This is a genomic window from Helicobacter pylori, assembly GCF_015904775.1.
Taxonomy (GTDB): domain Bacteria; phylum Campylobacterota; class Campylobacteria; order Campylobacterales; family Helicobacteraceae; genus Helicobacter; species Helicobacter pylori_DM.
This window is the reverse complement of sequence record NZ_JADZNC010000002.1, coordinates 174,950-201,409: the sequence shown is the minus strand read 5'-3', so window position 1 is coordinate 201,409 and position 26,460 is coordinate 174,950. Positions and strand designations below refer to the sequence as shown.

At 39.7% G+C, this 26,460-nt stretch carries 27 protein-coding genes and 1 pseudogene; 4 read left to right on the top strand and 24 right to left on the bottom strand.

Going from position 1 to position 26,460, the window contains the following annotated elements:
• The first annotated feature begins 322 nt into the window (after nt 1-322).
• Complete coding sequence (locus tag I6852_RS02395) at nt 323-697, top strand: type II toxin-antitoxin system HP0895 family antitoxin (RefSeq protein WP_197291663.1); 375 nt, start codon at nt 323-325, stop codon at nt 695-697.
• Entirely contained in the window at nt 678-989 is a 312-nt protein-coding gene (locus I6852_RS02390) for a type II toxin-antitoxin system RelE/ParE family toxin (RefSeq protein WP_197291664.1), read from the top strand. Before I6852_RS02395 ends, I6852_RS02390 begins: the two co-directional genes overlap by 20 nt.
• A 343-nt stretch (nt 990-1,332) precedes the next feature.
• Here I6852_RS02390 and I6852_RS02385 read toward each other — a convergent pair whose 3' ends face one another.
• Entirely contained in the window at nt 1,333-2,451 is a 1,119-nt protein-coding gene (locus I6852_RS02385; protein ID WP_231626095.1) for a transposase, read from the bottom strand.
• A pseudogene (locus I6852_RS02380) lies at nt 2,448-2,774 on the bottom strand (IS607 family transposase); the annotation flags it as partial. The pseudogene I6852_RS02380 and the gene I6852_RS02385, both read right to left, overlap by 4 nt.
• A 325-nt stretch (nt 2,775-3,099) precedes the next feature.
• Between I6852_RS02380 and I6852_RS02375 the strand changes: the two are divergent.
• On the top strand, nt 3,100-4,245 hold the full coding sequence (locus I6852_RS02375; protein WP_097558762.1) for a YbfB/YjiJ family MFS transporter: 1,146 nt from the start codon (nt 3,100-3,102) through the stop codon (nt 4,243-4,245).
• A 5-nt stretch (nt 4,246-4,250) separates the two neighbouring features.
• Here I6852_RS02375 and I6852_RS02370 read toward each other — a convergent pair whose 3' ends face one another.
• The 17 genes from I6852_RS02370 to rplU all read right to left on the bottom strand — a co-directional run bounded on the left by I6852_RS02370 (nt 4,251) and on the right by rplU (nt 18,329).
• Nucleotides 4,251-5,213, bottom strand: coding sequence for a CobW family GTP-binding protein (locus I6852_RS02370; protein ID WP_197291665.1), 963 nt, complete (start codon nt 5,211-5,213; stop codon nt 4,251-4,253).
• Nucleotides 5,213-5,590 carry a hypothetical protein gene (locus I6852_RS02365; protein WP_197291666.1) on the bottom strand — a complete coding sequence of 126 codons (378 nt, stop codon included), beginning with the start codon at nt 5,588-5,590 and terminating at the stop codon, nt 5,213-5,215. The genes I6852_RS02370 and I6852_RS02365 overlap by 1 nt, the downstream gene beginning before the upstream one ends.
• Before the next feature lie 45 nt (nt 5,591-5,635).
• Nucleotides 5,636-6,517, bottom strand: coding sequence for a polysaccharide deacetylase family protein (locus tag I6852_RS02360; RefSeq protein WP_197291667.1), 882 nt, complete (start codon nt 6,515-6,517; stop codon nt 5,636-5,638).
• A gap of 12 nt (nt 6,518-6,529) precedes the next feature.
• Nucleotides 6,530-7,414, bottom strand: coding sequence for a carbon-nitrogen hydrolase family protein (locus I6852_RS02355; protein WP_197291668.1), 885 nt, complete (start codon nt 7,412-7,414; stop codon nt 6,530-6,532).
• Between the two features lie 83 nt (nt 7,415-7,497).
• Entirely contained in the window at nt 7,498-7,899 is a 402-nt protein-coding gene (locus tag I6852_RS02350; protein ID WP_039092974.1) for a hypothetical protein, read from the bottom strand.
• 15 nt (nt 7,900-7,914) lie between these two features.
• On the bottom strand, nt 7,915-8,178 hold the full coding sequence (locus tag I6852_RS02345) for an AtpZ/AtpI family protein (RefSeq protein WP_000743087.1): 264 nt from the start codon (nt 8,176-8,178) through the stop codon (nt 7,915-7,917).
• Between the two features lie 4 nt (nt 8,179-8,182).
• Complete coding sequence (gene hemL / locus I6852_RS02340; protein WP_197291669.1) at nt 8,183-9,475, bottom strand: glutamate-1-semialdehyde 2,1-aminomutase; 1,293 nt, start codon at nt 9,473-9,475, stop codon at nt 8,183-8,185.
• A 9-nt stretch (nt 9,476-9,484) separates the two neighbouring features.
• Entirely contained in the window at nt 9,485-10,039 is a 555-nt protein-coding gene (locus I6852_RS02335; RefSeq protein ID WP_197291670.1) for a YceI family protein, read from the bottom strand.
• Nucleotides 10,040-10,283: 244 nt separating this feature from the next.
• Complete coding sequence (locus I6852_RS02330) at nt 10,284-11,279, bottom strand: alginate lyase family protein (protein ID WP_197291671.1); 996 nt, start codon at nt 11,277-11,279, stop codon at nt 10,284-10,286.
• Nucleotides 11,280-11,315: 36 nt separating this feature from the next.
• Complete coding sequence (gene obgE, locus I6852_RS02325; RefSeq protein ID WP_197291672.1) at nt 11,316-12,398, bottom strand: GTPase ObgE; 1,083 nt, start codon at nt 12,396-12,398, stop codon at nt 11,316-11,318.
• A gap of 19 nt (nt 12,399-12,417) precedes the next feature.
• A complete protein-coding gene (locus I6852_RS02320) occupies nt 12,418-13,224 on the bottom strand; it encodes an ABC transporter ATP-binding protein (RefSeq protein WP_000770472.1) in 807 nt (268 codons plus the stop codon).
• Complete coding sequence (locus I6852_RS02315; protein ID WP_121079216.1) at nt 13,221-14,084, bottom strand: ABC transporter ATP-binding protein; 864 nt, start codon at nt 14,082-14,084, stop codon at nt 13,221-13,223. The genes I6852_RS02320 and I6852_RS02315 overlap by 4 nt, the downstream gene beginning before the upstream one ends.
• A gap of 11 nt (nt 14,085-14,095) precedes the next feature.
• Complete coding sequence (locus tag I6852_RS02310; protein WP_197291673.1) at nt 14,096-14,953, bottom strand: ABC transporter permease; 858 nt, start codon at nt 14,951-14,953, stop codon at nt 14,096-14,098.
• On the bottom strand, nt 14,953-15,957 hold the full coding sequence (locus tag I6852_RS02305; protein ID WP_000947978.1) for an ABC transporter permease: 1,005 nt from the start codon (nt 15,955-15,957) through the stop codon (nt 14,953-14,955). Before I6852_RS02305 ends, I6852_RS02310 begins: the two co-directional genes overlap by 1 nt.
• Before the next feature lie 10 nt (nt 15,958-15,967).
• Nucleotides 15,968-17,617, bottom strand: coding sequence for an ABC transporter substrate-binding protein (locus tag I6852_RS02300; protein WP_197291674.1), 1,650 nt, complete (start codon nt 17,615-17,617; stop codon nt 15,968-15,970).
• Between the two features lie 116 nt (nt 17,618-17,733).
• Entirely contained in the window at nt 17,734-18,000 is a 267-nt protein-coding gene (rpmA, locus tag I6852_RS02295) for a 50S ribosomal protein L27 (protein WP_079306329.1), read from the bottom strand.
• 14 nt (nt 18,001-18,014) lie between these two features.
• Entirely contained in the window at nt 18,015-18,329 is a 315-nt protein-coding gene (rplU, locus tag I6852_RS02290) for a 50S ribosomal protein L21 (RefSeq protein ID WP_000119333.1), read from the bottom strand.
• Between the two features lie 242 nt (nt 18,330-18,571).
• On the opposite strand from rplU, the gene flgL reads away from it, so the two are divergent.
• Nucleotides 18,572-21,058, top strand: coding sequence for a flagellar hook-associated protein FlgL (gene flgL, locus I6852_RS02285; RefSeq protein WP_197291675.1), 2,487 nt, complete (start codon nt 18,572-18,574; stop codon nt 21,056-21,058).
• A 76-nt stretch (nt 21,059-21,134) separates the two neighbouring features.
• On the opposite strand, the gene I6852_RS02280 is transcribed toward flgL, so the two are convergent.
• The 5 genes from I6852_RS02280 to lysA all read right to left on the bottom strand — a co-directional run bounded on the left by I6852_RS02280 (nt 21,135) and on the right by lysA (nt 26,426).
• The gene (locus I6852_RS02280; protein WP_001215701.1) at nt 21,135-22,154 is read right to left on the bottom strand and encodes an aliphatic amidase; all 1,020 of its coding nucleotides are present in this window, start codon (nt 22,152-22,154) and stop codon (nt 21,135-21,137) included.
• Nucleotides 22,155-22,348: 194 nt separating this feature from the next.
• Nucleotides 22,349-24,028, bottom strand: a complete 1,680-nt coding sequence (locus I6852_RS02275) for a bifunctional chorismate-binding protein/class IV aminotransferase (protein ID WP_197291676.1) — start codon at nt 24,026-24,028, stop codon at nt 22,349-22,351.
• Nucleotides 24,029-24,901, bottom strand: a complete 873-nt coding sequence (locus tag I6852_RS02270; RefSeq protein ID WP_197291677.1) for a DUF2156 domain-containing protein — start codon at nt 24,899-24,901, stop codon at nt 24,029-24,031.
• Between the two features lie 12 nt (nt 24,902-24,913).
• The gene (locus I6852_RS02265) at nt 24,914-25,204 is read right to left on the bottom strand and encodes a chorismate mutase (RefSeq protein ID WP_001171375.1); all 291 of its coding nucleotides are present in this window, start codon (nt 25,202-25,204) and stop codon (nt 24,914-24,916) included.
• A gap of 4 nt (nt 25,205-25,208) precedes the next feature.
• On the bottom strand, nt 25,209-26,426 hold the full coding sequence (gene lysA, locus I6852_RS02260) for a diaminopimelate decarboxylase (RefSeq protein WP_197291678.1): 1,218 nt from the start codon (nt 26,424-26,426) through the stop codon (nt 25,209-25,211).
• Nucleotides 26,427-26,460: the final 34 nt, after the last annotated feature.

Genomic DNA, 26,460 nt, shown 5'->3' with positions numbered 1-26,460 from the left:
TACCGCAGGCTTTATAGCGTGTATTTGAATTACGTGTTCGCTTATTGACGTTTAGCTCTTTGTGAAACTTCTTTTTTGGGGGGTTTCATTTTTGAACCCTTTGTTTTAAACTCTCTTTGTTTTGAACTCTCTTTCTTAAATTCTTTGTTTTTAAATTCTTTGTTTTAAATTCTTTGTTTTAAATTCTTTTTTTGTAGGGGTTTGATCTTTTTTGCCAATCCCCACTGCTTTCGCTTTTTAATCTTTAGTTTTCTAACCTTTTTAATCCCACTCTATCGCTTGCGCTATAATGAACTGATCTTATATTTTAAAAGGAATAAATATGCCAAACACCACCAACAAAGATTACACAAAATACAGCCAAAGACAGCTTTTTAATTTAATCCATCAATTAGAGCGAAAAATCAAAAAGATGCAAAATGATAGAGTTTCTTTTAAAGAAAAAATGGCTAAGGAATTGGAAAAAAGGGATCAAAACTTTAAGGATAAAATAGACACATTAAATGAACTCTTGCAAAAAATCAGCCAAGCTTTTGATGATAAAAGAGATTGCTGTTTGGGGCATGAGATCCCAAACATTCAAACGCAACAAGCCATGAGAGATGCGCTCAACAAAGAAACCGATTTGATTGTTGAGGATTTTTCTAGTTACAGCGATGAAAGAAAAAGGGCTTTGGGTGTTGAAACTCAACCTTAAAAAATCTTTTCAAAAAGATTTTGATAAATTACTTTTGAATGGGTTTGATGATAGCGTTTTGAAAGAGGTCATTCTAACCTTAAGAAAGAAAGAACCATTATCCCCACAATTTCAAGATCATGCCTTAAAGGGAAAGTGGAAACCTTTTAGGGAATGCCATATCAAAGCTGATGTTTTGCTTGTGTATTTAGTGAAAGATGATGAACTGATTTTGTTAAGGTTAGGCAGTCATAGCGAGTTGTTTTATAAACTACCCATAACGCTTAAAAAGAACGCAACAATCGCATGCTAACCCTCTAACCCCTATTAAAAAATAACTTAAGCGTTCAACTGTTCCTTAAAACATAGACAAATGCCCACACATTAAGGTAATTCGCACTTTGTTGATAAATGAAGTTTTTCATTTGCAACTAAAGCCTTGCTTGCACAGTAGTCAAGCGATAGCTATCAGTCCGTTTTAGTAAGATTTCTTTAACCGCATTAAAAGGTGTATTCCTTTTAATTTCTTTGTCAAAGTATCTCGCTAAAATGTTTCTAGCAGCATTATAGTCAGCCTGAATAGTTCCCCCATTAAATAGGTAAAAAGTATTGCCTTTGCGACGCCCTAATAAAAGGTTGTTACAAAAGCTATCGCATTACGAAGTGTATGCAGGATTGACTAAATGCAATGCAGAACCTCTGCACGTTATTACATTTTTTAAAGCGTCTGCTATTAAACCTTTAACCCAAGAATTGAGTCTTCTGTTAGTGTTTTTGCCATAGCTTGTGTTTTTTGAAAAGTTTTCTTTTAAATCTTCACACACAACCACCTTTGCCTTATCCACTACTTGATGGCAAGCGTTGTAAATAAGGGTTTTTAATCTTTGTTTGACTTTATGATCTTCTTTGTTTTGTTTAATTTTGCCTAGATTGTTTTTAAAAATACGATTAGCTTTTTCAAGTTGATTGTTTTTTTGAGCTTTTTTCATCAGTGCCAATAACTTGTTTCTTCGTTGGTATTTGACTTTTAGTTTGTCGCTGTATTGGGTGAGGATTTTACCTAAATCCTTCCCTAAAAATTCGTTAGTGCTTGTTGCAAAGACTTCACTATAACCCTTATCAATGCCTATTATTTCATTCCCACAAGCGCGATTATCTGTTTTTTCATAAGAACTATGAACTTCCACTACCTTGTTTTTTATAATCAGTCTTAAAGTGCCACTAGGTTTGTATTCCATTGTGGTATTTAAAGGGATTTTAATCCTTTTGTTTTTGATTAAAGAGGGTATAGAAATCCAACATTGATTGTTTAATTCAAAGACTTTGTAGTCATCGCTGCGAACAATGATTTGATTGAAAACAGAATTTTTACCATGTTTAAAAGCTTTTCTCATTTTTCTGTGTAAAAAATGATCTTTTAGCCATTCATCTTTTTTTAATTGGATAAAGGCTTCTTTTTGCTCTTCTTTGGTTTTATAGTGTTTGAAGATGTCTTTTTTAATAGAAGTTTTAGCCGCTTCCAAATAGAGCTTGATATTATTGAAGCTATCTCTTAAAGTCTCTTTCCAAGCGTTAGCTAAAACTTTAAATTCCCTTTTTTCCTTAACCCATAAATCTCTAATTTTTCTATCGCTCGTATTCAAACATTTTAAAGCTCCATATTCTTGCCATATTTGAGAACGCAATTTTCCTAAAATTTGGGCTTGTTCGTTTAACGCTTTTAACTTACCTTTATTGATATTTTTGGCATAGAGTATTCTTGTAACTAGCATCATTCTTGATTTTTAAGATGTTCTTTAATTTCTTTGTTGTATTTTCTTAAGCCATAAAGCCTAGAACTAAAACAATGGATAATGCTCAATAAATCTTGTGTCATCTCAGCTTCAGGGCTTAAAGAGATCTGATTCATTATAATAATTTCGCAGCCATGAGTTTGAGCAAAGCTTTCAAAATATTCAAAACCAAAACGCACAAACCTGTCTTTATGAGCGATAACCAATCTAGAGATTTTTCCCATTTCAATTTCTTCCAAAATGCGGTTAAAAATCTTTCTTTTATAGTTTAACCCACTCCCTATCTCATTACACCATTCACTGACTCTATTTTTTCTCAGTGATGCTCTTTTTAAGCCTAGCCCATAGTTATTAGCGTCTGTTTCAGCAATGAAAACCACCGCAAAGAAGCCTTATTCTAGTAGAAGTCTTTGTTTTTATGAAGCGCTTTGGACACAAGCTCTATAACGCTAATAACCAACTTTTTCATTCAATCGTGGAGTCTCTTTAATGATACACGCGCTCACTAAATAGCATGAACGCTCCTTAAATTTATTCTCATCTCGCTCCCATTATGCGCTATCAATTAACAAGTTTCAATATAATATAAGATCTTGTTTTTTTATAATTTATCGTTTGTTAAGGATTAAAATGCGCGTGTTTGTTTGCTTTTTAGGGGTTTTTGTGTCTAACGGCTTGGCTCGTTTTGGCTATGTGGTTTTAATCCCCCTACTCATTTTATCAGGGAGTTTAACCCCACACCAAAGCTTCCAATTAGGTATTGCGGTGCTAATGGGCTATGTTTTTGGGAGTTTTTTAATCCAATTTTTAAGCCCGTTAATGTCATTAGAAAGCATCGCTAAAATCAGTTTTGGCTTAATCGCTTTGAGTTTTTTAGTCTGTTATTTTGATAGTATCCCTTTCTTTTGGCTTTGGATCTGGCGTTTTATTGCTGGTGTGGCTAGCAGCGCGTTAATGATTTTAGTCGCCCCTCTCTCTTTACCTTATGTCAAAGAACATAAAAAAGCCTTAGTGGGGGGACTTATTTTTAGCGCTGTAGGCATTGGATCTGTCTTTAGCGGGTTTGTTCTGCCTTGGATCAGCTCTTATAACATCAAATGGGCATGGATTTTTTTAGGGGGCAGTTGTTTGATAGCCTTTATCCTTTCCTTAGTGGGGTTAAAAACCCGCTCTTTAAGGAAAAAATCCGTTAAAAAAGAAGAAAGCGCGTTTAAAATCCCCTTTCATTTGTGGTTATTGCTCGTTTCTTGCGCGCTCAATGCGATTGGTTTTTTACCGCACACGCTTTTTTGGGTGGATTATTTGATCCGCCATTTAAATATCTCCCCCACTATCGCTGGAACTTCATGGGCGTTTTTTGGTTTTGGAGCCACGCTTGGCTCTTTAATCAGCGGCCCCATGGCTCAAAAACTAGGGGCTAAAAACGCCAATATCTTTATCCTCATTTTAAAATCTATCGCATGCTTTTTACCCATTTTTTTCCACCAGATCTCTTTACTCAATTTAAGCATCTTCATAATGGGAGCGGCCACAACCGCCAATATCAATTTATTCAGCATGATGGCTTTAAAAATTGCAGGCGCCAAGCATTTCGCTAAAGCGTCTTCGTGGGTGGTGTTTTCTTTTGGCATTTTCCAAGCGCTTTTCTCGTATCTTTTTACGATCTTTTTAGGGGATTTGGGCTATGTTTTGATTTTTGTTATTTGTGGGGTGTGTTTGGTTTTAAGCTTCATCGTTCTTTTCCCCATTAAAATGCAAACAGCTACCAATAAATAGAAAAATCATGGGGTTTCAAAACCCTTGATGCCGAGAAAATCCTTAAAACCCTTTAAGGAATTTAAGATTTTTTCACGCTCTAAATGACGCATGATAAAAACGAGATTAGAGCCGTTTTGATCCTTTAAAATATGCTTAGGCGGGTAAATGACATGCATCACGCCGTTAATGCTCACTAAAAGATCGCTTCCAATGTCAATAATCCCCTTTATGCGTAAAATCTGTGTGCCGTATTGATGCAACAACAAACTCAGCCAAATCCCAAACGCGCTCCACTCCATCGTGCCTTCAAACCTGATGCTTAAAGTCTCAAAACCTTGCGAGTGCGAATCTTTTGCTGGCAAGATCGCACGATGCACTCTATTTTTGCGTGAAAAAAAGCTTTCGTAATCTATATTTTTCTTGTCAAAAATTTCTGCGCTAGGGTTAAGGGATTGTATCCGCTCTTTTAATTTTATTAAAGCCCTGCTGTCGTTTTGCAAATCCGTTTTGGTCAATAAAACGCTATCAGCAAAAACGATTTGCTCTTTAGCTTCGTTGTTGGTTAAATGCGTTTTAGCATTCAAAACATCCACACAAGCCACCACGCTTTGAATCTCAAAATGCACCCCTAAAAAAACATCGCTCAAAATCGTCCATAAAATCGGTGCCGGGTTGGCTAAACCGGTGGTTTCAATGATGACGCGCTTTAAAATTTCGCCGCACCATTCATAGTTATTGAGCGTGGCTTTTAGAGACTCCACTAAATCTAAGCGTTTGTTGCAACACACGCACCCTGCGTTAAGATAGAGCATTTTTTCACCGCAATATTGAACGCTTAAGATGCGCTGATCCAAAGCGGCTTGCCCGATTTCATTGATGATAAGGGCAACGCCTTGGTGATCTATTTGGTTTAAATATTCGCTTAAAAAACTCGTTTTACCGCTGCCTAAAAAACCGGTGATGAGCGTGATAGGGATTTTGGGCATCAGTGAGTGGTATTTGCATTTTGATTTAAAAACGCTAACAGATGAGAATCTAGCGCGTCCATTTCTTTTTTGGCTAATTTTTGCGCCTTACCCCACAAATCGCCCAAATCATTCACGATCACGCTCTGCCCTTTTTTATCGCACAGCACAAACTTCGCACCTTGCCAATCATTAATTTTTAGCCCATAAAACGCTAGGATTTGATTGAGTAATCTTACTCGTTTGAGCCGTGCTCTTTTGCGTTCTCTAGCATTTTCATTAGTGCTAATAACCGCATTTGGCTCTCTCAAATTTTCATCAATCTCACAACTATCGGTCCCATAAGTTCTATCGGTCCAATGAAAAGAACTGATAAGCTCCCCGCATAAAACGCACATCTTTCAACCTCTTAATCAAACGCCAAAAATCTTTTGGCGTTATCGCTATTTTTTTCTAGGGTTTCGTTTTAAGAAATCATCAGCGATTTCATTGAATGTTACCCAACGCACGCCCTCGTGCTTGTTGATATGCTCAATGATTCTTTCATGCATGAGCAACACTTGCGGACGGGCGCTCACATCAGGGTGGATTGTCATGCTAAATACCGCATAATCCATCTCACGATAAACCCAATCAAATTGATCGATCCACATTTGCCCTATATCGTGCGGGCTTACAAAACCAAAACTATTGGGGGATTTTTTGATAAACATCATCGGCGGTAAATCGTCCAAATACCAGTTCGCAGGGATTTCCACTAAATTTGTTTCCACCCCACGGACTAAAGGCTTCATCCAATCCTTGGCTTCCAAACTATAATCAATCTTGCTCCAGCTATCCCCCACGCGCACATAATAGGGCGTGAAATCATTGTGCATGAGCGAGTGGTCGTATTTGAAGCCGTGTTTTAAAAGCAATTCATTAGTGATATTAGAAAACTCCCACCACGGCGCCACATAGCCTGTGGGGGCTTTGCCGGTGAGATCTTTAATCAATTCAATACTTTTTAACAAAACATCTTCTTCTTGCTTAGCACTCATAACGATAGGGTTTTCGTGCGAATACCCATGTGCACCCACTTCATGCCCTGCATCCACGATCATTTTCATTTGTTCAGGAAAAGTTTCAATAGAATGCCCCGGTGCAAACCAAGTCGCCGGGAGATGGTATTTTTTAAACAATTTTAAAAGCCGTGGGATCCCCACTTCACCCGCAAAAAGCCCACGCGAAATATCATCAGGCGAATCCTCCCCACCATAGCTCCCCAACCAACCAGCCACCGCATCAATATCCACGCCATAAGCCACTAAAATTTCTTTTGCCATAATCGCTCCTTTTTAAGTGAGTTTTCCAAACCCCTTTTTGGTGAGTTTGGTGTCAGAATCTTGTAAATAAGGGATTTTTTGGCGTTGCAACGCCACTTCGTTTAAATCCATTTCAGCGATAATGACCTCATTAAGCTTGGTGGCTTGCGCGATGATTTTCCCATTGGGTGCGATGATTCTTGAATCGCCGGCAAATTCTAGCGTTTGTTTTAATTTGGCGTTAGTTTCTTCCCCACTATGATTGCAAGCGCACACAAAACAGCCATTTTCTAACGCTCTAGCCCTGCTCAATAAATCCCAATTATAAGCCCTAGCTTTGCCAAACGCACTAGGATAAATTAAAACTTCCGCTCCTTGTAACGCAAGCAAATTCGCGCCCACACCAAAGCCGATTTCATAGCAAATTTGCAAACCCACTTTCGCGCTAAAATCCCCAAAATCCAGCGTAAAAACCTCGTATTTTTTGCCCCTTTTGAAGCGCGATTTTTCATCGCCCCACAAATAGATTTTACGATGCTTGCCAACGATCCCGCCTTTTGGTGGAATGATATAAGCGCTGTCGTAAAGTTTTTTATTATTTTTTTCAATGCTACATGCCACGATATGCGTATCGCTAGATTTTGCAAAATCGCTTAACGCTCTCAAAGTCTCGCTTTTTAGCGTTTCCTTTCCATGCTCTATCGCTTTAAAATCCAACCCAAAATCCGCATCTTTATCATTCACGCAATAACCGCTATCAAACAATTCCGGTAAAACAATGAGATTTGCGCCTTTGTTGTGGGCTTCTTTGGCCAGATTGAGCGCTAATTGCAAGTTTTCATTTAAGGCGTAGGGTTTGGATTGCATTTGAATCACGGCGGTTTTTAGGATTCTTTTGGCGGGATTTTTTGTTTTCAAGATCCACTCCCATTTTTGTTTTTATTGTATAGGATTAAAAATTAAAAGAGGATTAAAGGGGTTAAAATCCATAGGAGTTTGTGTCAAAACTTACCATTATTATTCAAAAATCGTAATAACGCGCTAGAGAGTGAGCTCACAAACACGCCGATAAGAAAGATTAACCCGTTAAAAAGATGCAAGAATAAAAGCACTCCTAAAATGCCTAGTAAAACCCCATACCCCCCTAAACGCCACACATTGAAAGACATTTCCAAACCCAGGGCGAATTTTTGGAATTTTTGCTTTTCTTCTTTTTCTCCATTTTGTTTCCTTAAATCCAAACGCTTTTTAACGCCGTAATACGAAGACAACGCCACGATAAAAAATCCTAAAAACCCCCCTTCAAAATTCAAAACCCCTTGAAATGCTTGGAAAAAATAAACGATAATCGCGCTAACTATATTGATAAAAAGTAAAATAAGCAAGCATTGGATTTGGCACATGGGATTTTATTGGATTTATTTTGTTTTGTTTTGTGTGTATTTAGGGTCTTTGGCTAATTCTTCATAATCTTTTTGCATGTTTTTATAAGCTTTATAGACATTGAGAAAGCTCGCTAACACGCCCCAAATAACCCCAAGCCAAAAAAGCCACGAAATATGAGTGAGTTTTTTAAGCCCATAGCCTATAGCCACGCCCATAAGGATCGCTACCACCATAGAAAGCCCCAAGCTCAAATAATTCGCCCCCTCTATGAATTTATAATACTTTGGCTTTTTCAAAAATTCACACGCCCTTTATGATTTCATCAAAACTTTCATCGGCTTTTGCGATCGCTAAATCAATCATCTCTTCAGTCATAGGCTCACAAATAAAGCCGGTTTCAAAGCTTGAACATGCCAAATACACGCCCTTAAAGAGCATTTTTTGGTGGAATTTTGCAAACATTTCGGTATCGCTTTTTAAGGCGTCATCAAAATCACGCACCGCATTTTCGTTAAAGAAAAAGCCAAACATGCTCCCCATATTGAGCGTCTCTAAAGCGATATTATAGCTTTGAGCGCTCTTTTTTAAGCCTTGAGTCAAACGAATAGCTAAAGCGTTTAAGCGAGTATAAAGGGTTTTGTCTCTTTTGATTTTATAAAGTGTGCTCAACCCCGCGCACACCGCTAGGGGGTTACCGCTCAAAGTGCCTGCTTGATACACGCCTCCAATGGGCGAGAGCAAGTCCATAATTTCCGCACGCCCCCCAAAACACGCCAAAGGAAGCCCAGCGCCTATCACCTTACCAAAGGTTACTAAATCCGGCACCACGCCATAAAATTCTTGCGAACCGCTCAAACTCGCTCTAAACCCGCTCATCACTTCATCTAAAATCAGCACCGCTTGGTATTTTTCACACAAGGCCTTTAAGCCCAGTAAAAACTCTTTTTGAGCCGGCACTAACCCCATATTCCCGGCAATGGGTTCAATGATGACGCAACCCACATTGCCTTTTTTAAAGCATTCTTCTGTGGAGTTTAAATCGTTATAACGAGCCACTAGAGTGTGTTTGCTAAAATCGTTCGGCACGCCTAAAGAAGAAGGCGATCCAAAAGTGGCGCACCCGCTACCCGCTTTCACTAATAACGAATCGCTATGCCCATGATAACACCCCTCAAACTTGATCAAATCGTCTTTTTGGCTATAAGCTCTAGCGAGTCGTATCGCACTCATGGTCGCTTCCGTGCCACTACTGACTAAACGCACCTTATCTAAGCCTTCATAACAAGAAATGATTTCCTTAGCTAAAGTGGTTTCTAACTCTGTGGGAGCGCCAAAAGAAGTGCCTTTTTTTAATGCATTAATAATATTTTCTTCAATTTCTTCATCAGCATGCCCAAAAATCAAAGGCCCCCAACTTTGCACAAAATCTATATAATGATTGTTATCCACATCATAAAGATACGCCCCTTTACCTTTTAAAATAAAGGGCGGAGTGCCTTTAACGCTCTTAAACGCCCTAACTGGCGAATTGACTCCCCCAGCGATCACCTGCTTGGCTTCATTAAAATCATTAATGCTGTGCAACAACTCCATGATTTTAAATTATCCCTTGATCATGCTTTCAAATTGGATTTCCACTTGCGACCAAGTCAAGCCCTCATGAAAGCTTTCGCATCGTTTAGCCAAGCTCGCTAATTCGTTTTTCAAGCCAAAACTCAATAAATCTAAAACCCCTTTAACCACGAGCTTATCATCAGCAATCGTGTATTGCATAGGCACTTTCACCAGCTTTTCATTCATCCTCACATAAGCTGTAAGAGAACCTTCATGATCGCCTTCTATCACATTTCTAAAAGTTACTTTGATGTTAGTGTTTTTAAAAAGAGCGAAAAAAGCTTCTTTAACGTTTTTGTTTTTAGTGTCATCGCCTAAATTGACTTTCAAGCTATCCATGCTCGCGCTCGCTCCCTCTAAAAGGGTTTTTAAACTATCTTGAGATTTACCCAGTTTATAAGTGATGCTTTCAAAGCTCCCATTTACTGGTGTTTTAGCCTTAGTTTTAAAGGCTGTCCATGTTAGCTTAGCCGAAGATAAATCCAAATTCACCGCTTGCAAAAACCCTGCTAGTAAAACCGATACCAAAACCATTTTTTTCATTCATTATCCTTTAATGTGGTCTTATCAATAACGCTTATTATTTTAGTGTAAACAAGCACGCTTACAACTAAAACGATTCATTTTGATAATCATTTGCACTCTAAAGACAACTCAAGAGATACAATTGCGTTTATTTTAAACTCTTTTTGTAAATAATGCTGACTGAACCAAACTTTCTCAATCAGTAAAAAAATATTTTTATTGGAGCGCATGGCTATTGCTATCATCTTGAATACAAAAAAACTCATGGCGATCGGAGTTTCAACCTGAAGCCATCTTCATGCAAATCGCCTTGCTCTAACAGCTCATTTGCGCTAGGGCTAGAATAATGTTTGGCTAAAATAATGAAATAGGCGTTGTTATGCACCCCGATGAGGTTAGGCTGGAAATAAGGGAAAGTTTCAGGGTTTAAAATCCATGTTGCGGCCTTGTTATACGCCACAGAGAGCCTTTTCCCGGCCTCACTACCCCACAAATCATACCCGTTCTCAAAAAGCAATTCGCCTGATATGGTTAGCGCAAGAAGCGCGAAATTGGTATAAGCTATCCCCTTAATGCCCTTTGTAGGGCCGCCATGATAATCGCTCGTATCGCTCCTAGTGATCGCGCTAGCAATAACCCCATTCTCATCTATGGCTTTAAACACCCACTCCTGCCACCGATTAGCGCTATTGTGCAAAAGGGCATGATCATCTAACGCTAACGCAGAGCTCACATCAAAAAGAATGCCCCACGCCCCATGGTTAGTGTTAAGAGCTGATTGCGAATATTGGCGCATCCGCTTAATGAAATCTTCGTATTCTGGGCTAGGAAACGCCTTTTTGACAAACCAATAAGCCATGTTCATATAAGGCATGTAAAAATTGATATTATCCTCGCTCTGATAAGTGTCTACGCTTTGAAGCTCTTTAGCCCAAGCGTTTAAAATTTCTATAGCTTTTAAGCCGTATTGTTTGTTTTGGCTCACCCAATAGCCTAGGGCTAAGTCATAAGACATGAGAGCGGATTTTTTAAAACTCTTGGTGCAAGAATCAGGCTCTCTAACCCCGGTAGAAGTGTAGTGTTTTGATGCGTTAAGTTGCACGCATGGCTGTATTGTTTGGGAGAGCTTTTTATCAAGATGGAGTTTTTGGGGCAAATCTCTAGATTTAAAATCCCTAAAAAAGTAATCTTGCTTGGCGTAAGCTTGAACGCAAACGCAAACACCCACGAGTGATAAAAATAAAACAAATCTTTTCATTCCACGCCTTTATTTGAATGGTTTAAAAATAGCGTTTTAGGGTAACGCTTTTAACAACACAAATTTAAGCGCATGCGTATTAAGAGCGCTAACCGCTGAAAGGGGCAAGACAAAGAGCGCTGATTTTTCATTAGGGTCATTTTCAAAATCATTGGTTAAATGGGGGTGCAAAAACCCTAAATACGGCTCTAAATCAAACGCCTCTAATTTTTGCACTTCTAAATTTAAAAAGGCGCAAAAATCCTTAGTCATCTTATCAATGTTTTCTACAACATCGCATTTATTGAGCAACACCCCAAAAGGCTTATTGGCCAAAGCGGGTGAAAATTTTTCCAACTCCAATCTCAAGCGTTTGTATTGCTCTTTAATGCCCAAATCTAACCTAGAAGCGTCTAAAACAAAGGCTAGAACTTTGGTGCGTTCAATATGCTTTAAAAAGCTAATCCCTAAGCCTTTTCCCTGACTAGCCCCTTCAATAATGCCAGGAATATCCGCCATTAGAAATTCGCTTTTTTCATCCACGCTCACAACCCCTAAATTAGGCACTAGAGTCGTGAATTCATAGTTAGCGATTTTAGGTTTAGCGTTAGAGATGGTGGAAATGAGCGTGGATTTACCCGCATTAGGGAAGCCCACTAACCCTATATCAGCGATGAGTTTTAATTCCAAACGCACGCATTTTTCAACCCCCTCTAAGCCTTTTTGTGCGTAAGTGGGTTGCTGTTTAGTCGCGCTTTTAAAATGCGCATTCCCCAACCCCCCCTTGCCTCCTTTTAAGGCTAACACCCTTTCTTTAGGTTCCACTAAATCAAGCCACAACTCATCACCTACAAAAACTTGCGTTCCTGGCGGCACAACAATGATCTTGTCTTCGCCCTTTTTGCCCGCGCAATTTCGTGTACCTCCTGGAGCCCCGTTTTTAGCCTTATGGTGTTTGGTGCCTCTAAAACTCGCTAGAGTGTCGGTATTGTTATCCACTTCAAAATACACATCGCCCCCATCGCCCCCATCGCCTCCGTTAGGGCCTCCTTTGATGACAAACTTTTCTCGCCTAAAACTCACCATTCCAGGCCCCCCCTTACCCGAAGCGATGATGATTTCCACGCTATCTACAAACACAGCTTAAAAATCCTTTCTTTTATTTGGCAAATCTTTGCATGGATTTTTCCAAATGCGGCACCGCATTGAGTAATTTCTGCGTATAAGGGTGCTTTGGAGCGCTTATCACGCTATCCACATCCCCGGTTTCTACGATTTGCCCTTGATTCATCACGATGATTTTATCGCTAATATGCTCCACCACCCCTAAATCATGGCTGATAAAAATATAAGTCAGCCCCATTTCTTTTTGCAAATCCAAGAGTAAATTCAACACTTGCGCTTGAATGGACACGTCTAACGCAGACACAGGCTCATCGCAAATCACCACGCTAGGATGCAAAATGAGCGCCCTAGCAATGCCGATTCGTTGCCTTTGACCGCCTGAAAATTGGTGGGGGTAACGATCGATCCATTCTAATTTCAAGCCCACTTTTTGCATGATCTCTAGCACTTTTGTTTTGATTTCTTTTTTTGAAAAATGAGAATTTAACAGCAAGGGTTCAGCGATAATCTCGCCCACTTTCCAGCGAGGGTTTAGGCTAGAATAAGGGTCTTGAAAAATCATTTGCACCTTTTTGCGGTAATCAAACCAATCCTGTTTGCTAAAATGCAAATGGCGCTTGCCATTGAAATAAATCGCCCCGCTATCTTGCCTTTCAATCCCAGCTAAAATTTTGGCTGTCGTGCTTTTCCCGCAACCGCTCTCCCCCACAATGCTTAAAACTTCATTTTGTTCCACTTCAAAACTGATCCCATTGAGTGCATGAATCACTCTTTTAGGCTTGAATAACCCCCTGTCTATCGCATAGGATTTTTTCAATTCTTTAATTTCTAAGAGCTTCATCGCAACTCCTTTTGAAAACTCAAATAATCTATATTTTCATCCACGGTTTCTAAGCGTTTTTTGCGGTATTCTTTGCCCGGTTTAGGGATCGCGCTTAAAAGAGCTTTGGTATAAGGGTGTCTTGGATCAGCGAAAAGCTCTTTCGCATTCGCTTGCTCCACCACATGCCCTTTATACATCACCACCACTTCATCAGCGATCTGCGCCACCACGCCTAAATCATGGGTGATAAACAAAATAGAAGTGCCTTTTTTTTGCTGCAACTCTTTCATCAATTCTAAAATCTGCGCTTGAATGGTTACATCTAACGCTGTCGTCGGCTCATCAGCGATCAAGATTTCAGGCTCACACACCATAGCCATAGCGATCATCACCCTTTGGCGTTGCCCTCCGCTAAGATTGAAAGGGTATTCATGGTATTTATCCCCTGCATGGGGAATGCCCACACGCTCTAATTCATAAACCACCCTTTCTAAGCGTTCTTTTTTATTGAGATTAGGGTGGTGGATTTTCAACACTTCATTGATTTGAAACCCCACCGTGTAGGAAGGGTTTAGGCTCGTCATAGGCTCTTGAAAGATCATGCCAATTTTTTTACCTCTGATTTCTTTTTGCATTTGTTTTTCTTTGAGCTGCAACAAATCCTGCCCTAAAAATTGAATGCTCCCCCCCACAATTTGACCCGGTTTTTCAATCAACCCCAAAATAGAAAGCGAAGTGATGCTTTTCCCGCTCCCGCTCTCCCCTACAATGCAAAGCGTTTGAGACTTTTTTAAGCCAAAACTCACGCCATCTACTGCTTTATTCACGCCCTTATCGGTGAAAAAATAAGTTTTTAAATCTTTAACTTCTAAAATCATGCAAGCTCCTTTTAAGAGGCGCGTTTAGGATCTAAAGCGTCCATGATGCCATCGCCTACCAGATTAAAACTCATGACCGTTAAAAAAATCATCACCCCAGGGAAAACAAGCATCCAAGGAGCGGTAGCGATGTATTGCATGGAATTCATCAGCATCGCTCCCCATTCAGGTTTGGGAGGTTGGGCCCCAAGACCTAAGAAGCTCAGCGCGGCCGCTTCTAAAACCGTGGAAGCAAAACCCATTGTCGTTTGCACGATTAAAGGGATGATGCAATTAGGGAAAATCACCTTGCACATCAAACGAAGATGCGAAGAGCCATTGATTTTAGAAGCGATCACGTATTCTTTTTCTTTTTCGCCTAGCACAGAACTGCGCACCAATCGTGCAAACCCAGGGATTCCTACAAACCCAATAGCGAGCATGGCGTTAGTGAGTGAAGGCCCTAACACCGCGACCACAATCACGATCAATAAAATAGAGGGTAAAGCGAACATGATGTCCATGATACGCATGATAACCGCATCTGTTTTCCCTCCAAAATACCCCGCTATTAGCCCTAGTATCGTGCCAAAAAACACCGCAATCCCCATAGAAACAATCCCTATGGTTAAAGAAATCCTGGCCCCATAGATCAAGCGGCTCAAAATATCGCGCCCCAAATCATCGGTGCCTAAAAGGTATTTAGCATTCCCCCCATGCTCCCATATGGGTTTTAAAAGGCGATCTTGCGCGTTTTGTGCATAAGGATCATGCGGGGCTAAAAGGGGCGCAAAAATCGCGCAAACCACCAATAAAAGCACAATCCATGCACCAACTACTGCCGCCTTATTTTTTTTGAATTGTTGGATAAACTCTCTAAAAGACTCCATTATGACAACCTTATTCTAGGATCAATAAAAGCGTATAAAATATCCACCAAGAGATTAGCCCCAATATACATCATGGCGATAATCAAAGACATGGACTGGATAATCGGGAAATCGCGTTGGTTGAGCGCATTAACGATCCACTTACCAATCCCAGGCCATGAGAAAACCGTTTCAGTTATCATGCTTCCCCCTAAAAGCCCGGCCAACATCAAGCCTGCGATAGTCGTTACAGGGATTAACGCATTACGCAAAGTGTGCACAAAAATCACCCTAAAGGAGCTGCACCCTTTAGCTTTAGCGGTGCGCACATAATCTTCTTTAGACACTTCTGCCATGCTCGCGCGAGTCATCCTCGCAATAACAGCGGTAGAAACCGTGGCTAACACAATGCTAGGCAAAATCAAGTGCTTGATCGTATCCACAAACGCCCCATAATCCCTTGCGATCAGGCTGTCTATCAAATAAAGACCTGTGGGGCCATCTAAATAATACACATCGCTCAAACGCCCAAAAACAGGCAACCACCCCAATTGCACGCTAAAGATATAAATCAGCATGAGCCCTAGCCAAAACACCGGCATAGAAATCCCAGCTAAAGCGAAAGTCATGCTGGAATAATCAAACACGCTATAGCGTTTGATCGCCGCTAACACGCCAACGCTAATACCCAAAACAAGAGCCATAAACAAAGCGATCAAAGCCAATTCCACCGTAGCCGGGAAGCGTTGCCAAAACTCATGCATCACAGGCTCACCAGTCATGATAGAAGCGCCAAAATTGCCATGCAACACATTATTGATAAAGAAAAAATACTGCTCTATCAAGGGCTTATTCAAGCCAAATTGCTCCCTTAAAGCGTCAATAGCGGCTTGATTGGCCTTTTCGCCTAAAATCACTAATGCCGGATCTCCTGGCACTAAATGCACCATCATAAACACGATAATGCTCACTCCAAACAGCGTGGGGATCGCCCACAAAATACGCTTAATGATAAAACTCAGCATACAACCCCTTTCATTTTTCTAAATACACCTTAAAGAAGCGATTCACGCTCACTCCGGTCGTTTTATAGCCTTTGACTTTAGACAAATGCGGCACCACTGAATAAGGATAAGCTAAAGGCACATAGGGCGCGTCTTTATGGATAATTTCTTGAGCCTTTAAATAAAGGGCTTCCCTCTCTTTTTGATCCGAAACCCGTTTAGCCTTTATGAGCAGATCGGAAAAGGCGTCGCTCTTATAAAAAGAACCATTTTGAGTGGGTATGGCTGAAGCGGCTTGCTTGCTCCATAAGGTGTATAAGAAATTATCCGGATCCGCAATGTCTGCCATCCAGCCTGCAAACGCCATTTCATGTTCGCCCAGGCCCGTTCTTTTCAAATAAGCCCCCCACTCATACACTTCAATTTTCACATCAATGCCAATTTTAGCCAGGCTCGCTTGTATGAACACCGCTCCTTTTGGGTTACGAGTGGAAGTGGTAAAAATGGTGGTTTTAAAGCCGTTAGGATAGCCCGCTTCTTTCAGTAACTCTTTAGCCTTTTTCAAATCGTATTCATAGGGTTTGATGTTGTAGTTATAACCCCATATAGTGGGCGGGAAAGGATTGACCATTTTTTGGGCAAAGCCTTCATAAATCACCTTAATGTAATCATCAACATTAATCGCATGGTTGATAGCCAAACGCACCAAAGGGTTATTAAAATACTTTTTTTGGGTGTTTAATGAAAGCCAATTAGCGATCAACCCAGGGCTTTTATCCACCACGATATTAGGAAGTTTTTCTAATTGCTCCACTTCATTAAGGTTAGGCCCGGTCATTAGCATGATTTCACCGGTTCTTAACGCTAAAGCGCGAGTGGAAGAATTAGGAATGGTGCGCACCACCACCTTATCCAAATAAGCTTTAGGCCCCCAATAATCTTGATTTTTTAAAAGGATGATTTTTTCATCTTTATTCCATAAAAAGAATTTGAAAGGCCCTGTCCCAACAGGCTTTTTAGCCAACTCGTCTTTTTTATTATTTTGTTCTAAATAATCAGCGTAATCCTTACTCAAAATGCTTAAAAAGTCCATGCCTAAATTAGCTAAAAACGGAGCTTCTGGCCCATTAAGCGTGAATTTAATCGTGTAATCATCTAAAGCTTCAATGCTCTTAATAATATGAGACATGCCCATGCCTTCCCAATACTTATAGCTTTTAGCCCCTGGGCTGTAGTATCGTTTAGCCTTATCCATCTGGCGTTCAAACGAAAACAGCACGTCTTTAGCGCTAAACTCTACTTTTTTATTCCAATACTTCGTCTGGTGGAAATAAACCCCTTTGCGTAAATGAAAGGTATATACAAGACCATCTGGGGATATGTCCCAGCTTGTCGCTAAGGCGGGTTCAATTTCTGTGGTGCCGTATTTGAATTGCACGAGCGTGTCATAAATATTGCCCGTCGCCACATAGCTTTCGCCATCAGTTACTAAAGCCGGATCCATGCTCGAGCCATCAGCGCCTCTTGCAAAAACCAAAACGCCTCCAAAACGCTTTTGCTCTTCAACAGAAATATTTTCTTTAGATGGATTAAGAGCAACGTTTGGGCTTTCTGAAGCTTTCAAAAAAACCCCAAACAATAAAAGAAAAAAAAACAAACCCTTAACAAAAACATTATTCATAAGCCAGTCTCCACAACAAATTCTATAAAGGATAGAGATCTAAATTATAAATATTTTATTGCGTTTATAGGCGTTTAACAAACACCCAAAGGTTTAATTGACCTTTAAAGGTTACCCTATTCCCCAAAATTTTGACTAACCACAGAAACCTTCTTGCGGTTTCTGTCTTTATGCTCAAACTTCACAACGCCATCTATGAGCGCGTATAAGGTATGGTCTTTCCCAATGCCCACATTATTACCGGGGTGCATTTTAGTGCCTCTTTGACGCACGATAATATTCCCTGCTCTCACAAATTCTGAGCCAAATTTTTTCACGCCTAAGCGTCTTCCTGCAGAATCTCTGTTATTCTGCGTGCTCCCTTGACCTTTTTTGTGTGCCATTGTTTAATACTCCTTTATGCTACAATTTTAGTGATTCTCACGCGAGTGAAATCTCTTCTAAAACCACGCTTGGTTTTGCTGTCTTTTCGGCGGCGTTTTTTGAAAGTGATGACTTTTTTGCCGCGCCCTTCATTGATCACTTCCGCTTCAATTTTAGCCCCATTCACAAAGGGTTTCCCAAAAGAAAGCTTGCCCTCTTTGGATACGGCTAACACTTCCACTAATTCCACTAAAGCCTTAGGCTCTTTATTCATTTTATCTAGTAAAACAATATCGCCTTCAACGACTTTATATTGCTTACCGCCATGTTTGAATATTGCGTATGACATTTCTATTCCTTAAAAATTGAACGCTCTTTTTAAAATAAACGCTTATTATAGTGAGTATTTGCTAAAATTTAACTTTAAATTGAGATTAAATCCATATTAAAAGAATTTTTTTACTCAAAAACACCCCATTTAACCCGCCATTATTCCTCCGCATTGTCCCACTCAAACCACTCGCAATTGTTATTAAGCTTATTTTGGAATACTTTTAGCTTGTTTGTTAAAAAACCAATAAGGATTTGATCATGCGCGTTACCTTTGGCTCAAAATACAACCAAATGAATAATTATCAAAACGCTTTACAAAATAAAATCAACGACGCTAACACGCAGATCGCTTCAGGGCTAAAAATCCGTTATGGTTATCAAAACAGCGACATTAACAACCAGAATTTAAAATTCCAATACGAAGAAAACACCTTGGATCAAGGCATTGATGTGGCCCAAAACGCTTACACTTCAACGCTCAATACCGACAAAGCCTTGCAAGAATTTTCTAAAACGATGGAGGCGTTTAAAACCAAACTCATCCAATCCGCTAACGATGTGCATTCAGAAACTTCTCGCGCCGCTATCGCTAACGATTTAGAACGCTTGAGGGAGCATATGATGAATGTCGCTAACACTTCTATAGGGGGGGAATTTTTATTTGGGGGCAGTAAGGTGGATAGACCTCCCATTGATAGTAATGGGAAATACCATGGCAATGGCGAAGATTTAAACGCGCTTATTAGCTCTGATAACCTTGTGCCTTATAATATCAGTGGGCAAGATTTGTTTTTAGGCACCGATAAAGACAAACACAAACTCATCACCACCAACATTAAATTACTCAATCAAAACAAGCTCCACCCTGATGTGATGGACGCTTTAGAGCATTCTTCATTGCCTGAAGAAGTTTTTATTAAACCCGATGATACCTTGCGAGAACTCATCGGCGATAACGATAAAGACCCCACCAACGACCCTAAAGAGTTTTTTTATTTGCAAGGCGTTAGGCCTGATGGCTCTAGTTTTAAAGAAAAATTCGCGCTCTCTAAGGCCTACCAAAACAAAGAAAGCGCGACTAAAGTGAGCGATTTGTTGGATAAAATCGGTCATGCTTACGGGAACACTTCGCAAAATAAAGTCGTGGATGTGAGTTTGAACAATTGGGGGCAAATTGAGATCAAAAACCTAACCCCCGGCAGTGAAAATTTGGATTTTCATTTGATTTCTAGCGATGGGGATTTTGATGATTTAGACGCCTTGCGATCGAGCGGCAAAAGGGTTACTGAATATGTCAAAAGCGCGTTTGTAACGGATAGGAGTTTGAGCCAAGTTAAAGCGGTGCCCAACATGTATAACCCTAGGGTGCTTGAAATCCCTAGCGTGTTTGTAACTAAAGACAATGTTTTAGCCAACAAAAACACTAAATTGAGCGAGATTTTTGGCGATAGCGTGGAAACTTTAAAAATCAATGCCAGCCGTTTGGACGATACAAGCGCTATTAAAATCCCAAACCTCCCTGTTTATTTGGATATTCCCATTCTTTTAGATGTGAAAAATTCTACGATTAAAGATTTGAAAGACGCAATTAAAGAACGCTTTAATAATGAAGTGGATGTGGAAATTGAAACAAACGGGCGTTTGAGAATCATTGACAATTCTTCTAACCAATCGCCTATTTCTTTTGCTTTAAGCACCCTAGATCAAAAAGGGCTAGAAGTGGCTGGTATCCCTACTAATAACGCGAGCGAATACCAAAAAACCTATTTCAATAAAGAAGGGGCAAAATTAGAAAGCAATGTGGCTCAAATCGCTCAAAATGGCGCAGCTAATGGCTCTACTAAATTGAGTGAAGTGGCTAATGGGAGTTTAGAAAATAGCGTTTTTAACATGAAATTAAACGATGTGAATGGTTCGTTTTTAGAAGCGCAAATGATCTTGGATGATAATGGGGCTTTTTTAAGTTTGCCTAATGGCATTAAAATCCCGCTTTATGACCCCACAAGCGCTGATATTCAAGCTTCTAAACCCAATGAAGTAACTTACAGGCAACTTATGGATGCGATGAGTATCGCGCTCAATTACAGCAATACTGACCCCGCCATCTACCAACAAATCAGCGATAACCCTACTTCAAAAGAAAGCAAGGAGCACTTTATTGGATTGTTAAAACAAGCTAAAGGCAACCTTTCTGTCAATTTGAATGAAGAAGGAAAAGTCATTATCCAAGATAACATGCATTCAAACACCAAAATGCAGTTCATGCTTTTTGATAAAGACGCGAATGATTTTTCTCAAAACGCCTTGCACAGCGACAAACCAAGCCTTAAATTAAACGCTAATAACGCTTTAATTATTGACAAGCCAAGCGTGAATTTTTTTGATCAATTAGAAAATACCATCACTTCGGTAAGAAAAGGGATTTATCGTCCGGACGCTTTAGGGGATACTTATTCTAGCGACATGCGTAATTTAGGCATTCAAAACGGCATCACCCTTGTAGATCACTTGAGCGATCACATAGAAAAAATGATCGCTAAAAACGGCGCTCATGGTAAGGCGTTTGAAAACATTATCAGGCGTAATGAAGTTTTAAAAACGCAAGTTCAAAGCATTCGTGGGGAAACGACCGGCACGGATATGGCAGAAACTTACAATAAATTTTCCAATCTCACTAACAACTATAACGCCGTTTTGGCTTCCACGAACAAAATCAATAATCTGTCTTTAACGAAATATTTGTAGTCTTTTGGTGGTTTTTAAGCGTTCTAAAAAGAGGTATTAATACTCTTTAGGCTTCTAAGCCCCCTCCTTTTGCCCTTTATTTCGTGGGCAAATCGCCTACAGGACAAGCGGCCACACCCACGCTTGGGCGAGTGAATTTTTCTACATTTTCTTGAGCTTTTTTGGGGTCATTCACCCAAGTTTTATAGAACTCAAAAGGGCACTCCGCCACACCCTTATCCCCATCGCCACTAGCAAAAACCCCACTATAACCTCTGTGTAAGAGTTTGAAGAGTTGGTTTTGGCTTTGGTCGTATTTCCTCGCATCACGGATTTGTTGCACAGAAAGTTGAGCGTATTGAAGACCATTTTCTTCTTCCCCGCATTCGCCCAAAGTATGCCCGTCAAAACCAATAATGCTAGAATGCCCAAAATAGGAATACACCCCATCAAAGCCGGTCGCATTCGCTACCGCTACATAACATTGATTAGCCCACGCCATAGCTTTCACGATCGCAATTTGTTGCTCCTTAGCCGGATACATGTAACCTTGACAGCGCACAATGAGTTCTGCCCCACGCATCGCACAATCGCGCCAAATTTCAGGGTAGTTACCATCATCGCAAATAATCAAAGAAACTTTCAATCCCTTAGGCCCATCAACCACATAAGTTTTATCCCCAGGATACCAGCATTCAATAGGGCACCAAGGCAAGATTTTGCGGTATTTTTGCACGATCTCACCCTTATCATTGACAAGAATCAAAGTATTATAGGGATTCTTTTTAGCTTGCTCGTGTTTTTCCCCCGTCAAAGAGAACACTCCCCAAACCTTGTTTTTCTTACAAGCCTCAGCAAGGATTGCGGTTTCTTCTCCAGGAACGCTTGCGGCTGTGTCAAACATTTCTTGTCTGTCATACATAATCCCATGCGTGCTGTATTCGGGGAAAATAATCAGATCCAACCCGGGCAGACCTTGTTTGACCCCGCCAATCACCTTAGCGATATTGCGACAATTTTCCAACACCTCTTCTTTAGTGTGGAGTCTAGGCATCTTATAATTAACTACCGCTACACCCACAGTATCTGGGCTGCTACTAATATCTCCATGTCTCAAGTTATACTCCTTGTTTTTTGATGAGAGTTCCTACAAACCCTCTACTTGAATTTATAAAATAGTTGTGTAAATGGATCTGTAATGAATATGAAAACTTTAATTATTATGATTATTGTGGGCGAGTTTTAACTTTTTTACTCTATTTAGTAGCCTATTTTTAAAAAATGAGGTTTTAGCCGCTTCTATTTTTATGGTTATTTGATTTTCACTTCCACTAAGCCATATAGCGCGTTAATACAATAGATTTTATCCGCTCTTTGCAAGTCTTGCAATTTTAAAGGGGCATGCTCAACAAGACCCTTTTTTAACAATCCCATCACACCCGTCCCGTTTAACGCGCCCGCGCTAAAATAAGGGGTTAAAAGCCTGTTATGGATTTCTAAAATGAGATTGCTCCTAGCGCCCTCAGTGAGTTCCAGATCCTGGTTATAAAAGATTTCATCAAAAATAACGCCTTTTTTAATGAGCGCTCGGGCGTTTTGATAAAAAGGGGCATAGGTGGTCTTATGGTATAAAAAATCATTGCACTTATCAATGGGGGCTTCACTCAAACGAATTTCTAGACTTTTTAAAGGCTCTAAAGTTTTGTATTCTTTAATGAGCTTGCCCTTTTTGTTGAGTAAAACCCTTAAAACCCCTTCTTTTTCCAATTCAAAGTCTAAAAGATTGTCATCGTATTTGAAGTTAAAGTATTGGGCGCTACTAATAAGGCGTTCTTTATGGGCGTTTTTATTGTTGATCTCTAATTTTTGATCCCTTTTGATAACTTTCATCGTCTCTACAATCTCAAATTCTATTTTGGGCATCACAAAAAAGGATTTTAAAAAGCTCTCTTCATATTCCTTTGAAGCTTTACTTTTATAAGTTACCCCACTCCCTACCCCTAAATGCAAAAAATCTTCGCGCGCTCTTTTTTCTAAAGTGCGGATAGGCACGCTAAAAAGGGCTTTTTTTTCTTCAATCATGCCTATCGCCCCACAATACACCCCCCTAGGGCGTTTTTCTAAATATTCAATGATTTGCATGGTTTTGATTTTAGGGCATCCGGTAACCGATCCGCAAGGGAACAACGCCTTAAAAATCTCAAACAAGCTGGTTTTTAGGGGCAATTGAGCTTCAATCTCGCTTATCATTTGATACACGCTCGGCAAGCTGATGATTTCAAACAATTGATTGACTTTCACGCTATTTTTTAAGGCCAAGCGGCTCAAATCGTTACGCAATAAATCCACGATCATCACATTTTCACTTCTGTTTTTGCCATCATTTTGCAAAAACAATCGGTTTTTTTCATCTATCAAGGGGTTTTTTGAGCGTGCGATCGTGCCTTTCATGGGTTTTGTAATAATCTTAATCGCTGTGTCCAAAAACTCTAATTCAAAAAACAATTCCGGCGAAAAGCTTAAAATACTCCCAAACTCATTTTCTATCAAAGCCTTAAAAGGCGTGTTTTGGTTGTGCGCTACCTCGCAAAAAACATGCTTCAGTTTGGCTTTAGTGTCTAAAAATAAATCCATTGTCAAATTCACTTGATAGGTATCGCCGTTTTTGAGATGCTCTTTAACGGCCTTAAACTGCTTGAAATAAGTTTTTTGATCTAAAGAGCTGTGGATTTTAGGGTAAAACGCATGCTCTTTTAAAGGCTCTAAAGAGTATTTTTTTCTTTCTAAAAATTGTTCAAAATACAAAAAAGGGGTTTGGCTTTGAAAATTTTCATCTAAAAACGCTAAATGCGCTTCATATAAAAGATACCCCACAAAATACCCCTTTCCCCTATTTTGAGAGATGAAATCCAGGGCACTTTTAAGCTCATTAAGATTAGTGGCTGTGAGTTTTTTAACGCTTTTTTGATATTTAAAATCCCCAAAAATCATTTAATTTCTAGCAACCGCTTCGTATTTGTCTATCAAAAACACCGGGTTATAGCTCATTTTAGACCTTCTCAAACCCTCTAATCCCAGATCTTCTTCTCTGTTAGCGTAAGTCAAATGGCTAAATTCATTCAAAAGCAATTGCTGGTTGATGATTTGATACGCGCCTGCAATATCTGCGCGGGCTTTTTCAATGTGGATGAGCGCGGTTTCTTCGTTTAAAACTTCTCCAAAACTAAACGAGACTATTTCCCCATTAACTCTAACCAACCCCCCTTTCACATCCAAGCTTTCATAATTTTCTAACACGCTTTGAATGCCCTTATTTTCGTTGATTAACCCTATATCATCGGTTTGGCTTTCTAAAAACCACGCTTGAAAGGCCTCCAAAACTTCCTTTTTATTTTGAGGAGAAATTTTCTCATAAACAAAATTCGCGTAATTGGTTAAAAACTGGTTTAGGTGGTTTTTTTTCTTATGGTATTTTTTCCCTTTTAAAGCGATCAATTCTTCAATAGAATAAACATAATCGCTCCTGTCTCGGTTGTAAGTGAAATCAAACACCCCTACAAAATTGTCTTTCAAATCGTCTTTTTGCTCTAAAGTCAGGGAGTGGAATCTTAAGTTTTTTTCTAATTTCAAAAGCTCTTTTACGCATTCATGCGCATTCTTACCGATAGGATAGAAATAAAAGGGTTTTTGATTTTCATAAGTGGTTTGAATCACCAAACAATCCCTAATCACCGCCACTTGAATGAGCCTTGCGTGCTGCCATAAAAAGCAATTCGTAAAACTCACATCCGATAAAACGATTTTTTGAGTTTGTAAAAACCTTGAAAACAAGTCCTTATGCGCTAGGGTAATTTTTTCAAACATAACAACTCTCTTTTATTTTTTTAATTCTTTTAGGGCGTTTTCTTGAAATTTTCTAGAAATCTTAAAAACCTCTGCATAAAAACCCGTAAGAATTTCTCCATTCAAATGCTTGAAATCCCTTTGGCTGAGTCGTTTTAAAATTTCTTGCTCTCTTTTAGGGCAATAAATGGGGCTTTCTTGTTTGATGAGAGCGATTTTTAAAGCGATTTCTAAGCGTTTGTCTAAAAGATCGCTCAATTCATTATCCAACGCATCAATTTCAGCCCTTAAATTTTCTAAAAGACTATCCAAATTCTTTTGCATCTAATCAAACCCCTTTTAAGCCTTCTTCTTCTAACCGCCACAAATCTTCTAAAGCCTCTCTTTTTCTAATCACTCTGATTTTGTGATCTTCTAGGGCTAATTCTAAGAGTTTGGGGCGTGAATTGTATTGACTGGCCATGCTAGAGCCATAAGCCCCAACCTTCTCAATCGCTATTTTATCGCCTGGCTCTAATTCTGGCAAATGGGCGTCTTTTAAAAAAGTGTCGCTGCTCTCACACACAGGCCCTACCACATCGCAAGGCGAGATCTCACGCCCTTTAGAGGGCGTTATAACCCTTATGGCATGCTTAGCATGATACAAACTGGGGCGTAAAAAATCATTCATGCCCGCATCCACGATTACAAAGCGCTTGTTTTGAGCCTTTTTTTCATACAAAACCTGCGTGATCAATTCCCCACTCTCAGCCACGATGGATCGGCCCGGCTCACAAATAATGGTCAAATCCAAGCCTTGAAGCGCGTTTAAAATCCCTTGCGCGTAATCATAAAGCTTAATCGTTTCTTCATTTTCATAGCTCACGCCAATGCCTCCACCCACATCAAAAAAACGCAAATCTATCCCTAGCGCGATCAAAGATTTAGCAATTTTAGCCACCTTTTGGCTCGCTTCTATAATCGGCTCTAAATCTAAGAGCTGTGAGCCGATATGAAAATGCACGCTAACAGGCTCTAAAAACGCGCTTTTTTTAGCCCAAAGAAACATTTCTAAAGCTTCTTTTTCTCCCACGCCAAACTTATTTTCTTTCAAACCGGTAGAAATATAGGGGTGCGTTTTAGCGTCAATGTTAGGGTTGATTCTAATGGAAATCCTAGCCTTTATCCCTAAAGATTGAGCGATTGTTTCAATCGCTTTTAATTCCATAAAACTTTCTACATTCAAAAATAAAATGTTGAGTTTTAGGGCTTGCTCTATTTCAAATCCGCTCTTACCCACCCCGCTAAACACGATCCTATAAGGCTTGATCCCAGCTTTTAAAGCCCTATATATCTCACCTATGGAAACGCAATCCGCCCCACTCTCTAAATGGGCTAATAAAGAGAGGATACTCAAATTGGAATTCGCCTTTAAAGCGTAGCAAATCAAAGATTTACGCCCCTTAAACGCTTCTTTATAATTCAAAAAAGCCTGTTTGATTTTGTCAAAATCATAGAGATAAAAAGGGGTTTTATAAGTTTGAAACAGCTCTTCATAATTAAACATGGAAAAACCTAACCATAAAATTTGAACGAAGCAT

Coding starts and splice junctions, on each gene's coding strand:
- I6852_RS02395 (WP_197291663.1), top strand. CDS start 323: ATGCCAAACACCACCAACAAAGATTACACAAAATACAGCCAAAGACAG.
- I6852_RS02385 (WP_231626095.1), bottom strand. CDS start 2,451: ATGATGCTAGTTACAAGAATACTCTATGCCAAAAATATCAATAAAGGT.
- I6852_RS02375 (WP_097558762.1), top strand. CDS start 3,100: ATGCGCGTGTTTGTTTGCTTTTTAGGGGTTTTTGTGTCTAACGGCTTG.
- I6852_RS02370 (WP_197291665.1), bottom strand. CDS start 5,213: ATGCCCAAAATCCCTATCACGCTCATCACCGGTTTTTTAGGCAGCGGT.
- I6852_RS02365 (WP_197291666.1), bottom strand. CDS start 5,590: ATGTGCGTTTTATGCGGGGAGCTTATCAGTTCTTTTCATTGGACCGAT.
- I6852_RS02360 (WP_197291667.1), bottom strand. CDS start 6,517: ATGGCAAAAGAAATTTTAGTGGCTTATGGCGTGGATATTGATGCGGTG.
- I6852_RS02350 (WP_039092974.1), bottom strand. CDS start 7,899: ATGTGCCAAATCCAATGCTTGCTTATTTTACTTTTTATCAATATAGTT.
- hemL (WP_197291669.1), bottom strand. CDS start 9,475: ATGGAGTTGTTGCACAGCATTAATGATTTTAATGAAGCCAAGCAGGTG.
- I6852_RS02335 (WP_197291670.1), bottom strand. CDS start 10,039: ATGAAAAAAATGGTTTTGGTATCGGTTTTACTAGCAGGGTTTTTGCAA.
- I6852_RS02330 (WP_197291671.1), bottom strand. CDS start 11,279: ATGAAAAGATTTGTTTTATTTTTATCACTCGTGGGTGTTTGCGTTTGC.
- I6852_RS02320 (WP_000770472.1), bottom strand. CDS start 13,224: ATGAAGCTCTTAGAAATTAAAGAATTGAAAAAATCCTATGCGATAGAC.
- I6852_RS02315 (WP_121079216.1), bottom strand. CDS start 14,084: ATGATTTTAGAAGTTAAAGATTTAAAAACTTATTTTTTCACCGATAAG.
- I6852_RS02310 (WP_197291673.1), bottom strand. CDS start 14,953: ATGGAGTCTTTTAGAGAGTTTATCCAACAATTCAAAAAAAATAAGGCG.
- I6852_RS02305 (WP_000947978.1), bottom strand. CDS start 15,957: ATGCTGAGTTTTATCATTAAGCGTATTTTGTGGGCGATCCCCACGCTG.
- I6852_RS02300 (WP_197291674.1), bottom strand. CDS start 17,617: ATGAATAATGTTTTTGTTAAGGGTTTGTTTTTTTTTCTTTTATTGTTT.
- rpmA (WP_079306329.1), bottom strand. CDS start 18,000: ATGGCACACAAAAAAGGTCAAGGGAGCACGCAGAATAACAGAGATTCT.
- rplU (WP_000119333.1), bottom strand. CDS start 18,329: ATGTCATACGCAATATTCAAACATGGCGGTAAGCAATATAAAGTCGTT.
- flgL (WP_197291675.1), top strand. CDS start 18,572: ATGCGCGTTACCTTTGGCTCAAAATACAACCAAATGAATAATTATCAA.
- I6852_RS02275 (WP_197291676.1), bottom strand. CDS start 24,028: ATGATTTTTGGGGATTTTAAATATCAAAAAAGCGTTAAAAAACTCACA.
- I6852_RS02270 (WP_197291677.1), bottom strand. CDS start 24,901: ATGTTTGAAAAAATTACCCTAGCGCATAAGGACTTGTTTTCAAGGTTT.
- I6852_RS02265 (WP_001171375.1), bottom strand. CDS start 25,204: ATGCAAAAGAATTTGGATAGTCTTTTAGAAAATTTAAGGGCTGAAATT.
- lysA (WP_197291678.1), bottom strand. CDS start 26,426: ATGTTTAATTATGAAGAGCTGTTTCAAACTTATAAAACCCCTTTTTAT.